A 14,887-nucleotide genomic window follows, 5' to 3' on the forward strand; every position below is an offset into this window, starting at 1 on the left:
TTTTTAGTTAATTAACGATTTGAAGACTGCTTCCGCACTTAAATCGTCTTGCAATTTAATGCGTCCCTGACCCTTCCATAAAGATAAAAACCCAGTCTCTTTTTGTAATCCCGCTTCCTTTCGGATTGGCGATGTCAATTGATTTTGAAGGGGGTAATCCGGAAGTTCATCTTCATATGACTTCATTTCTTCTATAAATATGTTGTTGATGCCACGCGCTGTTTTGCCACTAAACACTTTTGTGAGTACTGTGTGATCTATTTCTTTTGTCATCAATTGTTTATGAGTTGTTGGTGCGAGACTTTCGTTTGTATTTAAGAAAAGACTTCCGATTTGCACACCCTGAGCTCCAAGCGCATGTGTAGCTTTGATGCCTCTTGAATCGACGATGCCACCTGCTGCAATAACTGGGATGTTTAATTCATCCACAACTTCAGGGATGAATGCCATCAGTCCAATCATTGTGTCTTTATCGTTTGTGAAGTATCCACGATGCCCACCGGCTTCGCTTCCTTGAAGGACAACGGCATCCATACCGTGCAGCTCGTTTAATAATGCTTCTTCTAAGTTTGTTGCTGTTCCGATGAGCGTAATGTTATGTGATTTTAATTTTTCGATTGTAGCTTTTGTTGGAATTCCAAATGTGAATGACACAATCGGAACGTTGTATTTGATGACTGTATCGATTTTTTCATTGAAGTCTGTTGTTTCGTTGGTATCCGCGATTTTTAGGTCCTTGAGACCAAGTGCGGTTCTGTATGGCTCGAGCAGTGCTTTCGCGCGGGTAATCTTGTTTTTATCTTTTGTAGGATTAGATGGTACGAAAAGATTCACAGCGAAAGGCTTGTCTGTGAGGTTATTCGTCTCGAGGATTTCTTGTTCGAGGGTTTCACTATTCATGTAGCCTGCCCCAATCGTACCGAGTCCACCTGCGTTAGAAATGGCTGCAGCGAGTGCGTGTCCTGAGACGTTCGCCATCCCGGCTTGTATGATTGGATATTTAACGTTGAGCAATGATTCTAACTTCACATAATCACTCCTTTATTTCATTATAACCGTAACTTTATCTTAAAACATTTTATATTATTTACGTGAATTTTATAGTATAATAGTTAACTGCAAGGCTATCTAAAGTAACCTGCAATTATTTCTAGATAGGAGAAAATTAAATATGAAATACCGCGTATTACTGTATTATCATTACGTAAAAATCGAGGATCCAGAAACATTTGCTGCGGAGCATTTGAAATTCTGTAAGGACCTCGGGCTAAAAGGAAGAATTTTAGTCGCACATGAAGGTATCAACGGTACTGTTTCAGGAGACTTTGAACAGACGGAACGATACATCGAATACATGAACACACATCCGAAATTTAAGGACATGCCGTTTAAAATCGACGAGGCAAATAATCATGCATTTAAAAAGATGCACTGTCGCCCACGTCCAGAGCTTGTTAACTTAAGTCTAGAAGAAGACATTGATCCACACGAAATCACTGGTGACTACTTAACACCAGAAGAGTGGTATGAAGCAATACAAGACGAAAACACAATCGTCCTAGACGTGCGTAACGACTATGAGTATGAAGTTGGCCACTTTAGAGGCGCAATCAAACCAGACGTTACAACATTCAGAGATACACCAGAATGGGTATTACAAAACAAAGAATTATTCGAAGGAAAACGTGTGCTCACTTACTGCACAGGCGGAATCCGTTGCGAAAAATTCTCAGGCTGGTTAAAACGTGAAGGCATCGGTGAAAACGTCGGGCAACTCCACGGAGGGATCGCAACTTACGCGAAGAACCCAGCATCACAAGGACAACTCTGGGACGGTAAAATGTACGTCTTCGACGAAAGACTTACAGTACCAATCAACCAAGTAAACCCAACAGTAGTTGGAAAAGACTACTACGACGGGACACCATGTGAACGCTATGTTAACTGCGCAAACCCAGAATGTAACGCACAGATTCTGTGCTCAGAAGAAAACCAAGACAAACACCTTGGCGCATGCTCAATGGAATGTGCAGAACACCCAAGAAACAGATATATTATGAAATACAACCTACCACAAGACATTGTTGAAGAACGCTTAGAAGCAATGAGAAACAGCGACTTCGCAAACTTAGAGCAGGTAGGACCAAGAAAATAAATGTTATAAATATTAACTCCTAATCACTTATACTGAAGTGCTTAGGAGTTTTGTTGTTAACTAATGTTCTATAGTGTATATTATTGTTAACTAAATAAATTGAGGTGACACTATGTTAAAACTCCCTACTAAATCCTCTTTACTCAAACAACTTGAATCTGCACAGCTCAGAACTCCCCTAACTTCCCCTCAGTCCAATCAACTCATTCGAGAATCCTCTGGTTATGAAGGTGAATGTGTTTTATCTCAACACTTTGTAGAAAATTTGAACGTCGAGTACATTGCACTTTACGACTTGCATTTGGAAGAAAACCAAAAGGAATTCCAAATCGACTGTTTATTGATTCTCCAAGATGAAATATATGTGATTGAAGTCAAACATTTCCGCGGTGAATATGAGATTGTGTGAGATGACTGGCGAAACGTCCATAACGGATTTTTAATCGAAACACCTCTTGTTCAACTGAACCGTGCGAAACGATTATTTGAGAACTTGCTAAAAAAGATGCAGGTGAACTTGAAAGTGAACGAGGTTTTAATCTTAACTAATGAAGAATTTATATTATTCAAATCTGATCACAGCAAAAATGTCATTATGAGACAACAATTACGCCGGTTCGTTAACCAATTGAACTCCCGTCATTCCCATCTTTCTGACTGGCATGTCAACGTCTCTGAAAAACTGATCTCCCGACATATCATTGAATCGAATTATCAACAGAAGCTAGAATTCGACTTTGAATTAATGAAAAAAGGTATGCGTTGTGATGAGTGTGATGGGTGGTTAGGTACAACTAGAAAATACAGTAGAAAAAATCTATACTGCCTGTCTTGCGAATCAAAAGTTGATCTCGAAACTGCTGTTTTGAAGTGTATTAATGAGTATCAATTACTGTTCCCGAAAAGAAAAATCACTGTAAACACTATCTTTGAATGGTCAGGAGAGTGTGTCTCTTGTCATATGATACGTAAAGTACTTAATAAATATTATATTCCTGTTGGAACTACAAAAGGAAAGTACTATTTACCTATAGACTAATTATTTTAATGAAATTTTATTTTTATCTTTGAGATAGCAGATAAATCCTGTTCCTATATAGAAGATAAGTCCGTTATCTTTGAGATAGCACACAAACCCTACTCCTATATAGAAGAAAAGTCCGTTTTCTTTGAGATAGCTAACAAACTCTCCCCCTATATAGAAGAAAATCCAGTTATCTTTGAGATAGCACACAAGCCCTACTCCTATATAGAAGATAAGTCCGTTATCTTTGAGATAGCACACAAGCCCTCCCCCTATATAGAAGAAAATCCAGTTATCTTTGAGATAGCACACAAACCCTCCCCCTATATAGAAGAAAAGCACGTTTTCTTTGAGATAGCTAACAAGCCCTCCCCCTATATAGAAGAAAATCCAGTTATCTTTGAGATAGCACACAAGCCCTCCCCCTATATAGAAGAAAAGCACGTTTTCTTTGAGATAGCACACAAGCCCTCCCACTATATAGAAGAAAAGCCAGTTATCTTTGAGATAGCTACCAAACCCTCCCCCTATATAGAAGAAAAGTCCATTTTCTTTGAGATACTCGTTCATAACTAGTAGTTATTAAAAGATTACCACCCACTCCTCTTCGTGAGATGCGACAGCGAGCATTTCCTACATTCGCTCGCGAGCCACAGCATCCACAAACATAAAAAACCTCACCGACCGCATGGTCTGTGAGGTTTCATCTTAAATATTATTGTGAGATGACTGCGTAGCTACCGAAGTTTACGTCTTTAACAATCAGTTGGCCTTTCTTTTTATCGAATAAGCCGTTTCCTTTAACAACTTTTCCGCTGTCCACGAATAGGACGTTGTATTTGTTGCCTGTTGCTGGAAGTCCGACGCTAAAGTTTGAAAGTGCAACTTCAGTGACTTCTCCGTTCACTTCTCCTGTTGCTATAACTGTGAATACATCAGATACGTACTCGTCAGCCACGTGCGTAAGGTTGAATGTTACAGAGTCTAATCCCTGCAATTCTTTAAAGTGGTTTGGAGATAAAATCACGCTGTACCCATCAACATCAAGTACAAATGATTTGTTGTGTTTCATGCCTGCAAGTGCATCAATCACATCTTTGTTTGCTTTTACATCTACTGATCCGTCAACTACCGCTTCAGCTGGAACTTTTGCAACGACTGTTTTATCTTTTCCTGCGATTGCCGCATGTAAGTCTGCAAGTTTAAGTTCGTAAGCGTCAGAAACCGGTTCTTCTGGTTCTTCCGGTTCTTCTGGTTCTTCCGGCTCTTCAGGATCTTCTGGTAATTCTTCAAGACCTTCTACAATCGTACCTTCATCGAAGTTAACTGTGTATTCATAAGTTGCGCCGTTTCCAGCTGCATCTTGGAATTCAAGCACGAAGTGTTTAACGCCAGTTACGTCTTTGAAGTCCACATTAGTTGAACCATCATTCGCGATACTCACGAATCCTTCAGACAGTGTTTCTTCATCTGATAATGTGTACTTACCTTTAACGAAGATATTCGGATCGTAATCTAAGTTGTACATCGTTGCTAGTTGCTCGCGAACGTTGAAGTATAGGTCATCGATAGTAAGGTTTACAGTCGTGTCAGTTACGCTGATGTCTTCAATCTTAGTTGCTTCACGTTTAATAAAGATTGGGCCATCGTAGTCACTGCTGTTCTCTGAACCAGAGTATACGCTGAATGCATCTACTGTATAAACACCGTCAGCAACTTCGCCTGGTACACGCACCCCATCTTCGATGTTGTACATTGTGCCATCTACTTTAAGTTCGTGATTACCTTCAAGTCCCATTTCAAATGCGATTGTACCTACATATCCGTCACCATTAGACCCAGCGTCAGGATTTAATAGATCGTAGTAATCGAAGATTGTCATATCTTGTTTGCCGCCGAATACTGTTGTAAGTAATGTTTGATCGAGTACACCATCACCGTTCGGTGAGATATGGTAGTCATTAAGTCCGATAGACTCAATTCCTTTTACCACTTCTTTGCCAAGTAATGCTGCATAAGGAATTTGGTAATTGCCTTGGTCACTTGTCACATTGATGTAACCTTGAACTTCAGTTCCTGGTGTAATACCTTCAGGAACAGAAATCGTAAAGTCTACTGTTGCTGTGCCGTCAGTTGTTACACTGCTCACGCTTGGTGTAATCGTCACGCCATCAGCCCCAACAAGTGGCATCACCTCAAAGTTATAAGTTGTGCTAGCGCCTGAACGGTTTTCAATTAGTAATTCTTTAGTTGTATCTTTGCCAAGTGAAATTACGCCAAATGACATTGTTCCACGAGTATGAAGATTAGAAACGCCGTCCATAGTTGTTTCATGCTCAACTTTAAGTAGTGTATCTGTAGTTGCTGCACGGTATGGATCTACGAGACCCGCACCTTGCGCGAATACATCAAATTTGCTCGTATCTAAAAGTTTTGCTGTGTTTGATAATGCTGATTTAACATCGAATGCATCGTAATCAGGGTTTAATTCTAAGATTAAAGCACTGATCGCAGTGATGTGTGGTGTCGCCATTGATGTTCCTGTGTACTGTGCATATGCGTAAGTGTAATCCATTTCTGGATCAAACTCTTCGAATACAGGAACGGTTGAAAGAATGTTTGTTCCTGGAGCTGATACGTCAGGTTTGATATCAAAGTTAGGTTTTGATGGACCTCTTGATGATGAATCATTGACATTGTCACCTGCAACAACTTCTGAGTTGAATGCACGGTAATCTATCGTACCGGTACCATCATTTTTCTCGATTGCTTCTTTGAATGCTTTACCGTCAGTGAAGCTTAAATCTAGAGTCGGTAGATAGTCAAATGCTTGCCCTAAGAATGCACCGTAAGGACCTGGTGAACCAGAACCTGATTCAGAGTTATAGATGATTGCACCTTTTGCTCCTGCGTCTCTTGCATTCCAAACTTTTTCAACGAATGCAATATCTCCACGTTGAATAAGTGCAATTTTTTCTTTAACATCCACGCCTTCAAAATCTTTGACATCACCCACGCCTGGAACAACGACAACATCTTCAGTGTCGTTAAGTTGATCTTCAGGTTTTTCACCAAGAGTGAATGTCATGAATAATACATCATTTAATTCTTTCTCATAGTCCCCTGCTTTAAGTGTGACATCTCCGTACCAATGTTCTTCAGGTAATGTTGTGTTACCTACACTGATACCAATCGCACCAGAGGCTGGGCCACCAACTGTTGAACGATTTGGACCAGAGTTACCTGTAGCTGAAACTGCTACAGTTCCAAGTAACATTGCGTTGTTTACTGCGAATGAGTTCGCTTGTGCTTCGTCAGGTGATGTGTTGCCTAATGAAAGGTTGATGACATCCATGCCATCTTTCACAGCATCTTCAATTCCGCCTACGATCCAGTTAGTGCGTCCGCTTCCGTACGCACCCAGAACTCTGTACGCATAAAGCTCTACATTAGGGGAGATACCTATTACGCCGAAGTTCCCTTTATTTTGAGCTGCGATTGTACCTGCTACGTGTGTACCATGAGTTGTGTAATACTCACTACCATTCGCATTAACTTCTGGTAAGTGTGACGGACGCTCTGATGGTGCAGTTTCATATGGATCATCTGCTGCACGAGCATTTAGATAGTCCGCACCATTTGCATAGTTACGTCCACCTTTGTAAATGTCTTTAAGATCAGGGTGATTATAGTCGATACCTGTATCGAGGACTCCGACTTTAATGCCTTCACCTTTATTACCGATTTCCCAAACTTTATCAATACCTAAGTGAGAAATACTAGGGATATATGGATTTGAGATTGCTTCTTCTGCAACACTATCACTCATATCTCCTACAAAATTTTCTGTAATCTCAGGATCTAGTGTCACAAGCTGATCTTCTTCTACAAGAGCAACCTCTGGAAGTTCGATTAACTTATGTAAATCTTTTGCATCAACTGTCATCGCTTCTGCGTTGATGACTAAGTTAAATTTACGAATTTTATTTGCGTTAATATTTTTTAAACGCATACTTTTTTCGGCTTGCAATTGTTGCTTTTCAATCTTTTGACGCACTTTGTCTGCGTCTAGGTTAGACCATTTTTTACCTTGTGATTCTGAGATACCTTTTGATAGACCAACTGATGGTTCTCTATAATGAACAATGACGTTCACTTTACCCGTTCTATCTTCTAATTCTTCAGATAGAGTCGCCGGGCCATTTAAAACCTCAAGCTGATCTTCTACTATCAGTTGTTTTTCGATATCTTTCTCGCTCAATTTCACTTCATGTTTTAGATCGAGTTTAGATTTGCTATCTAACGAATCAAACTCTGATGCAGAAACCATTGGTGATAATGAGCCAATCACAACCAGTAGTACTGTTAGCATGATAAACACACGTTTTAAGGTGTTGTTCATTGTGCAATTCCTCCCTTGCTTGATTGAACTTATTTTCAACTATTAGCGCTTCCAAATTTCAGAAAATTACTAATAGTTAATCCTAATTGTACTCAATATGCAAACAATAAACAATACTTATTGCGACGAAAACCGAAGTAATTTTAGATAAAAATAAAAATGTAAGGGGTTACACCCCTTACATTTTACTTAACATATATAAAATTACTCTTTATTAGTATCTGTAGTATCCGTCCACATGACCATGTACGTATGATACTGCTCTTAGTCCAACACCTTCAGATGGGTTAAGTGCATCTACCATCATTCCATTACCTACGTATACACCTACGTGTGAGAAGTTGTTAAAGAAAACAAGATCTCCTGGTTGTGGGTGAGAGACTGGTGTACCTTGTGAAGCTTGTCCATAAGTTGAACGTGCAATATTCTTACCTTTATAAGCCTTCATGAACTGCTGTGCAAATGCTGAGCAGTCTACTGCATATGAAGAGTTTCCACCGTAAACGTAAGATTTACCAGCAGCTAAATTCACAGCGATATTGTATGCATTTCCGTTAGCTGGAGTTGCTGCAGGTGTTTGTGTTTTTTCTTCATAAGAAACATTTTGAGTTTGAACTTGTTGTTGGGGTTGAGCCGCTTGTTGAGTTTGAACTTGTTGTTGTGGCTGTGATTGTTGTGCTGTTTGAGTTTGTGATTGATTTTGAGTGTTTACGTTGTATGAAACATCTTCTGATTTAGTTGTTTGTTGTGCTGCTTGATTATTTTGAACTTGTGCAGCTTCCACTTTAGGACCGTCTACTTTGAACTTTTGTCCTGGGAAAATTAAGTCAGATGTTAAGTTGTTCCAAGTCATAATGTCTTGGTAAGAAACACCAAATTTTTGACCGATTTTGAAAAGTGTATCGCCTGATTGTACAGTGTATGTATCAGTGCTCACTTTCTTAGCAGGTGTAGCTTTTACTTCGCCTTCAGTTTCTAAAACGTCACCAGGGAAGATAAGGTTTGAATCTAAATTATTTATTTTTTTAAGTTGATCTACTGTTGTATTTGCTTTTGATGCGATTGCCCAGAGCGTGTCTCCAGATTGCACCGTGTGTTCTGCTGCTTGTGTATGAGTTGCATAGGCACCTGATAAAATTGCTACAGATCCTAAAGTTACTAAACTTTTCTTCATGAAAAATAATCCTCCAAATAATTCGTAATAAATACGAGCTTTGAGTACTCTTTCCTCTAGCTATTCAATACTATAACACGTTTAAACATGTTTTTAGGCATTGTTATCGTATCGTAAAAATAAATAACCCTTTGATAACAGTTTTGTCATCAAAGGGTAATATAGTTACAGTACAAGTCAGAAAACATACTTTATTCATTGAATTCATGCACTTTGTTTAGTCATTGAGTTGTAATATATCAGATAAAAACCTAAAGACCCATCTCGCTCTTCACAACTTCCGCAATTTCTTCAGAATAACGTCTCGCAAGATCTTCAGTTTCCGCTTCAACCATTACACGAACGAGAGGTTCAGTTCCAGACGCACGTACTAATACGCGTCCGTTTCCTGCCATCTCTTCTTCTATTGCATTGATTTTTTCTTTTACTTTTGGATTATCAGTAACGCTGTGTTTATCTGTTACACGTACGTTAACAAGCTCTTGTGGGAAAGTTTCCATTTGAGCTGCAAGCTCTGATAATTTTTTACCAGACTCTTTGATAATTGAAGCCAGTTGAACACCTGTCAGTAAACCATCTCCTGTTGTGTTTAGGTCAAGAAGTACGATGTGTCCACTTTGTTCTCCACCCAAGTTATATCCATGCTCACGCATTTCTTTTACAACATAGCGATCACCAACTTGAGTTTTATCACTCTTGATTCCATGCGCTTCAAGCGCTTTGTAGAATCCTAAATTACTCATTACTGTTGAAACAACCATATCATCTTTTAGCGTGCCTTTTTCTTTCATTGACTGCGCTAGGATGAACATGATTTTATCTCCATCAACAATGTTCCCTTTTTCATCAACAGCAATAATTCTATCTCCGTCACCATCGAACGCAAGTCCGAAGTCCGCATCAGAGTCGATTACTTTCTTAGAAAGTGCTTCTGGATGAGTCGAACCAACGCCTTTATTAATGTTTGTTCCGTCTGGATTAGTACCGATTGTTACAGTAGTCGCTTCTAAATCTCCAAAAAGATATGGAGCAAGTGAATAAGTCGCACCATGAGCGCCATCTAACGCAATCACTAAACCATCAAGATCATTATCAATTGTTGATTTTAGGTAGCTTAGATACTTTTGACCACCTTCGAAGTATTCTGTGATGAAACCAACATCTACGCCTGTCGGACGTGGTAGTTCATCATCACTTTCAAGAAGTGATTCAATTTTATCCTCAGTTTCGTCACTGAGCTTGAATCCGTCTGGACCAAAGAATTTAATTCCATTATCTTCAACTGGGTTGTGTGACGCTGAAATCATGACACCCGCGTCAGCTCCCATGTCTTTTGTTAAATAAGATACACCTGGAGTTGAAATAACCCCAAGACGAATGACTTCTGCTCCAATAGAAAGTAGTCCTGCTACAAGTGCAGACTCTAGCATTTCTCCTGAAATTCTAGTATCTCTACCAACAAGTACGCGTGGGCGTTCGTTGTCATCAGCGTGAAGTAATACATATCCTCCCATACGTCCTAATTTATAAGCGAGTTCTGGTGTTAACCCTTCGTTAGCTACGCCACGTACACCATCTGTTCCAAAATATTTTCCCATGTTAAACTCCTATTTTTAATTATTGTTTAGATACTTTTACTTTTGCGATTAAGACTGCAGGTTCCGTTCTCGTTATTGAGTCAGGCACCTGAATGCGCACGTCTTTGTCACCTGATTCTTTGATGCCACTTAAATCAAGTTCAGCATCAACTTGATAGATTTGATTTAAGACTTCTTCAGCTCCATATAGCTTTACGATGTCTTTCGATAAACTTATACTATCAATTTGATACCCCTTAGGCAACTCTCCAACCATCTGTAAGGATACAGGTACTTCTTTAGACGATTCTTGCACTTCTATTTTAACTGAAACGTTCTCTGGTTCCACCTGAACGTCTAGTTTATTATACTGTGCATCGAAGACATTGACCTGAACATTTTCAGTTGTTTCTTCAGTAATTTTAGATGAATCTGTCAACATTGCTCTTACAAATTGGATGCGTTCCATATCCATTTCTCCACCGCGTACTTTGACTGTGCTTGGCTCTACTTGTATACTTTCCAACGTATAGTTTGAACCAACGCGACTGTCATTGACCTCGGCTTGAACTTCAAATGTCCGTTCAACTAAGTTTTGTATCGTTATATTTGCTTTTTCTGGCAATATAGATGCTTCTACCCCATCTGGGAGACCTCGAACCGTGTAACTGACCTCATATTCACCCGGTGAATATGTGCTTAAGTCTACGACAACTTCAAAATCCTTTGTCGTTTCAATACGTTTAACAGCTGCAGGCGTTCCATTCAGTTGGACTTGCACATAATTTTGTACGCCATTCACATAATAACTTTCTGAATCATACTTCGCTGTCACTGGCACGTTTTCAATCGTCACTTCATCTGAATTATTATTGGATTCAAATAAATTCGTGTTTTGAAACACCTTATTTGCTGATAAAAACATGAACAGCGCAAGTATGAGCGAGACTATTAATATCCCTGGTTTACTTTCTAGCAAAGATACCGCCTCCTTCTTTTTGAGACGTTGTTGAAATCCAGTTTTGTTGTAATAACTCGTCTAATTCTTCTAATGAAATATCTTTAGTTAATTTTGAATCAATAGTTACTGATACATTTCCTGTTTCTTCTGAAACAACAATCGTAAATGCATCTGTCACTTCAGAAATACCAACTGCTGCTCTGTGTCTCGTACCAAGGTCTTTCGCAATTCGATTACTATCAGATAGAGGCAGATAACTTGCTGCTGTCGCAATTTGATCACCTTGAATAATCATCGCCCCATCATGAAGAGGTGTGTTCGGAATAAATATGTTGATAAGCAGTTCTGAAGAAATTTCAGCATTGATTGGAATACCTGTCTCAATATAATCTTTCAAACCTGTCTCACGTTCAAAAACAATCAGTGCGCCGATACGACGCTTCGCCATATATTGCACTGCTTTAATCATATCAGCACGGTTTTTTTCAAATTCTTCCTGCACTGTGTGTGTAGATTTTCTGAAAAAACCACCGCGTCCAAGTTGTTCTAATGCACGTCTCAGTTCAGGTTGGAAGATTACAATTATTGCTAGGAAACCCCACTGTAAGACCATATCAAACAGCTGAGTTGTTGTTGTCAAATCAAAGAAATCACTGAGTGCGCGTCCAATTAAAATAAAGAATATACCTTTAATAAGTTGGACTGCTTTTGTCCCTTTAATAATTGTAATGAGCTTATAAAACACGTACCATACAATTAATAGGTCCACTATACTTGCTATGATATAAAGTGTATTCATATCTTGAAAAAGTTTTCCTAACAGCATATTATCTTCCTTTCCTATTTTATAGTGAACCGAGTCTGTCTTTTAATTCTTTGTAGATTTTTTCAAGATGACTTTCTTTATAGTCTTCTGAATGAAGTGATTTAAATAATTCATTCGCAGATTTCACGTCACCTTCATCTAAATCAATATATGATTCTAAAAGAGGTGCAACTGCCATTCTCACTCGTTTTAATTCTACCTTAAGTGTATCAAAATTACGCAGTTCATACAGTGTAATAAGCGCTTTTTCCTCTACACTATCATCTATTAAGAGATTATACTTACTCGAATGTTCTTTCAGTAATTTCATCATACGTGATACAGTGAAATATTCTTCCATTCTAAAGTACACGTTCAGAATCTCTTCAAGCACCTCTCTCGTCTGAACAACAAAAGTGCGGTCCATGTAAATATCAAATAGCAGCGGTTCGAGTAAATCTAGCGCTTCATCATACGCACTATCACGGATCTGTAATTGTGCATATAAAAGGCTCGCATCAATAAAATATGTGCTGAGGGTCACTTCTTTTAACTTCGAATAACTTAACTCTACATATTTAAGCGCCTCTTTATACTCATTTTTAAGATAAAAATATCGTGCATAAATGAGATACGTACGTCCACAATCGAGGAAATCAAGATCATTAACATATTGTTCAGAATCATCAATAAAACGCATGATATTAGTCGTATCTCCACGACTAATTTTACTTTCGTTAAACAGTATCTCACGCCTAATATTTAATGGATCATGAAACGACGAAGATGACTCCTCCATCAAATCAGATACAGATACGCCAAGTCTTTCACTTAGTCGAATGAGTACGTTATTTGATGGTTCTACACTTCCCTTTTCTATCAGACTTAAATATGTACGAGAAATAATACCTTCACTTAGTGCTTCTTGTGTGAGATTATTTTGATTTCTAATCTCTTTTATTCTTTGACCAATCACACGTGTCACCTCGTTCTTATATCTTCTATATTATGAAGAAAAACTTAACAAAGTGCAACATTTTCAATTAAAAGTTAACAAAAAAAGCTAGCATAAGCTAGCTTTAAAATAATACTCATTTATAATTTTCGTTTCCCAAAAATATACTCTGTGATGAGTACTGCGTTCTCTGCAGTTTGATTATTTATATCGATGAGTGGGTTTACTTCTACTAAATCCATAGAAGTAAGTAGATCTGTTTCTGATAAACGTTCCATGAACATGATTACTTCTGCGATAAACATTCCTCCAGGCACTTTTGTACCTGTTCCAACCATTTCACTTGGGTCTAATGAATCAACATCAAATGAAAGATGTAGGCCATCACAATCATCAAGATGTTTAAGTGTACGATCTAAAATTTCAATAAGACCGAGTGCACGTACATCGCTCATTGTAAATGCTAAGATGTTACGTTCTTTAATAAGTTCTTTCTCTCCATCGTCTAAATCTCTGAGACCGATTAATACAATGTTCTCTGTTTTTAAACTTGGCCCTTCATTATAAGTATCGATGAGACCTTTATCTCCAATACCTAGAAGCTCAGCTAAAATCATACCGTGAATATTACCAGACGGAGAAGTTTCACTTGTATTTAAATCACCATGAGCATCAAACCAAATCACACCTAGGTTTTCATAGTGTTTTGCAATACCTGTGATACTACCAAGAGCTAATGAATGGTCACCACCAATAGTCAGTGGGAAACGACCATTTTTAACGGAAGCATCTGTCACTTTAGCAAGTGCTTCACTATAATCTTTAACTTCATTATAATTCTTTAAACCGTTCTTAACTTCAATATTCTCTTTAACAAACTGTGTTTGATATTTACCATGAACATTACCCAGATCATTTACATTATGCCCTCTAGCTTCTAGAGCTTGTATAATTCCTGCAATACGTAATGCATCTGGTCCAAGAACTACACCAGGTTTTGGCTGGCCAAAGTTCGTTGCTGCTCCGATTAAATCAATTTGCTTTGCCATTAATATGTCACCCTTTGTTTAAGTCTATATATACAATTTTATAAGACAAACAACCAAGTAACAACATGTAAATAAAACCGTTTTCATGCATAATAAACATTAAAAAGACACAAAAAAAACACTAGTTATACTAGTGTTAAATATGAGCCATACAGGATTCGAACCTGTGACCCTCTGATTAAAAGTCAGATGCTCTACCGACTGAGCTAATGGCTCGTGGCTGGCCTGGAAGGATTCGAACCTTCGCGTGATGGAGCCAAAATCCATTGCCTTACCGCTTGGCTACAGGCCAACAATGGTGGAAGGGGGCAGATTCGAACTGCCGAACCCGAAGGAGCGGATTTACAGTCCGCCGCGTTTAGCCACTTCGCTACCCTTCCGTACAAAAAAATGGAGAATGACGGGATCGAACCGCCGACCCTCTGCTTGTAAGGCAGATGCTCTCCCAGCTGAGCTAATTCTCCATTATACTAAGTTTTTTAAATTGAAAATGGTGACCCCTACGGGATTCGAACCCGTGTTACCGCCGTGAAAGGGCGGTGTCTTAACCGCTTGACCAAGGGGCCTTATATATAAAGCTCCACAGGTAGGATTCGAACCTACGACCGATCGGTTAACAGCCGATAGCTCTACCACTGAGCTACTGTGGAATAATAAGTATATGCCTAGCAGCGTCCTACTCTCGCAGGGAAACCCCAACTACCATCGGCGCTGGAGAGCTTAACTTCTGTGTTCGGCATGGGAACAGGTGTGGCCTCTCCGCCATCGCCACTAGACATGGAATG

The 14,887-nt window shown here is 38.9% G+C and carries 12 protein-coding genes, 6 tRNA genes and 1 rRNA gene; 3 read left to right on the forward strand and 16 right to left on the reverse strand.

Annotation, left to right across the window (positions count from 1 at the left end; all coding sequences use genetic code 11):
• Nucleotides 1–3: 3 nt before the first annotated feature.
• The gene (locus tag IEU51_RS04920) at nucleotides 4–1,029 is read right to left on the reverse strand and encodes an NAD(P)H-dependent flavin oxidoreductase (RefSeq protein WP_229713840.1); all 1,026 of its coding nucleotides are present in this window, start codon (nucleotides 1,027–1,029) and stop codon (nucleotides 4–6) included.
• Nucleotides 1,030–1,171: 142 nt separating this feature from the next.
• Between IEU51_RS04920 and trhO the strand changes: the two genes are divergently transcribed.
• The 3 genes from trhO (at nucleotide 1,172) to IEU51_RS04935 (ending at nucleotide 3,194) form a co-directional block, all read left to right on the forward strand.
• Nucleotides 1,172–2,155 (forward strand): oxygen-dependent tRNA uridine(34) hydroxylase TrhO, encoded by a 984-nt coding sequence (trhO, locus tag IEU51_RS04925; RefSeq protein WP_186084864.1) that lies wholly within the window; start codon nucleotides 1,172–1,174, stop codon nucleotides 2,153–2,155.
• Between the two features lie 112 nt (nucleotides 2,156–2,267).
• Nucleotides 2,268–2,564: a nuclease-related domain-containing protein gene (locus IEU51_RS04930; protein WP_186084861.1), complete on the forward strand. Its 297-nt coding sequence runs from the start codon at nucleotides 2,268–2,270 to the stop codon at nucleotides 2,562–2,564.
• Between the two features lie 114 nt (nucleotides 2,565–2,678).
• Complete coding sequence (locus tag IEU51_RS04935; protein ID WP_186084858.1) at nucleotides 2,679–3,194, forward strand: hypothetical protein; 516 nt, start codon at nucleotides 2,679–2,681, stop codon at nucleotides 3,192–3,194.
• Here the strand turns inward: IEU51_RS04935 and IEU51_RS04940 are convergent, their stop codons facing one another.
• The 15 genes from IEU51_RS04940 to rrf all read right to left on the reverse strand — a co-directional run bounded on the left by IEU51_RS04940 (nucleotide 3,195) and on the right by rrf (nucleotide 14,878).
• A complete protein-coding gene (locus IEU51_RS04940) occupies nucleotides 3,195–3,749 on the reverse strand; it encodes a hypothetical protein (RefSeq protein ID WP_188349275.1) in 555 nt (184 codons plus the stop codon).
• Nucleotides 3,750–3,894: 145 nt separating this feature from the next.
• The gene (locus IEU51_RS04945) at nucleotides 3,895–7,581 is read right to left on the reverse strand and encodes a S8 family serine peptidase (RefSeq protein WP_186084855.1); all 3,687 of its coding nucleotides are present in this window, start codon (nucleotides 7,579–7,581) and stop codon (nucleotides 3,895–3,897) included.
• Nucleotides 7,582–7,795: 214 nt separating this feature from the next.
• Entirely contained in the window at nucleotides 7,796–8,755 is a 960-nt protein-coding gene (locus IEU51_RS04950) for a LysM peptidoglycan-binding domain-containing protein (protein ID WP_186084852.1), read from the reverse strand.
• A gap of 251 nt (nucleotides 8,756–9,006) precedes the next feature.
• Entirely contained in the window at nucleotides 9,007–10,353 is a 1,347-nt protein-coding gene (gene glmM / locus IEU51_RS04955; protein ID WP_186084849.1) for a phosphoglucosamine mutase, read from the reverse strand.
• A gap of 19 nt (nucleotides 10,354–10,372) precedes the next feature.
• On the reverse strand, nucleotides 10,373–11,311 hold the full coding sequence (locus IEU51_RS04960) for a CdaR family protein (RefSeq protein ID WP_186084846.1): 939 nt from the start codon (nucleotides 11,309–11,311) through the stop codon (nucleotides 10,373–10,375).
• A complete protein-coding gene (gene cdaA / locus IEU51_RS04965; RefSeq protein ID WP_186084843.1) occupies nucleotides 11,298–12,119 on the reverse strand; it encodes a diadenylate cyclase CdaA in 822 nt (273 codons plus the stop codon). Before cdaA ends, IEU51_RS04960 begins: the two co-directional genes overlap by 14 nt.
• Nucleotides 12,120–12,138: 19 nt before the next feature.
• Nucleotides 12,139–13,074, reverse strand: coding sequence for a helix-turn-helix domain-containing protein (locus IEU51_RS04970; protein WP_186084840.1), 936 nt, complete (start codon nucleotides 13,072–13,074; stop codon nucleotides 12,139–12,141).
• Between the two features lie 119 nt (nucleotides 13,075–13,193).
• A complete protein-coding gene (gene rocF, locus IEU51_RS04975) occupies nucleotides 13,194–14,102 on the reverse strand; it encodes an arginase (RefSeq protein ID WP_186084837.1) in 909 nt (302 codons plus the stop codon).
• 143 nt (nucleotides 14,103–14,245) lie between these two features.
• Nucleotides 14,246–14,318 (reverse strand) — tRNA-Lys (locus tag IEU51_RS04980).
• Between the two features lies 1 nt (nucleotide 14,319).
• Nucleotides 14,320–14,394 (reverse strand) — tRNA-Gln (locus IEU51_RS04985).
• Between the two features lie 4 nt (nucleotides 14,395–14,398).
• Nucleotides 14,399–14,482, reverse strand: a tRNA-Tyr gene (locus tag IEU51_RS04990).
• A gap of 11 nt (nucleotides 14,483–14,493) precedes the next feature.
• Nucleotides 14,494–14,566 (reverse strand) — tRNA-Val (locus IEU51_RS04995).
• Between the two features lie 27 nt (nucleotides 14,567–14,593).
• Nucleotides 14,594–14,668, reverse strand: a tRNA-Glu gene (locus IEU51_RS05000).
• A gap of 12 nt (nucleotides 14,669–14,680) precedes the next feature.
• Nucleotides 14,681–14,752 (reverse strand) — tRNA-Asn (locus IEU51_RS05005).
• 13 nt (nucleotides 14,753–14,765) lie between these two features.
• A 5S ribosomal RNA gene (gene rrf / locus IEU51_RS05010) occupies nucleotides 14,766–14,878 on the reverse strand.
• Nucleotides 14,879–14,887 lie beyond the last annotated feature (9 nt).

The organism is Phocicoccus schoeneichii, from assembly GCF_014635565.1.
Classification (GTDB): Bacteria; Bacillota; Bacilli; order Staphylococcales; family Salinicoccaceae; genus Phocicoccus; species Phocicoccus schoeneichii.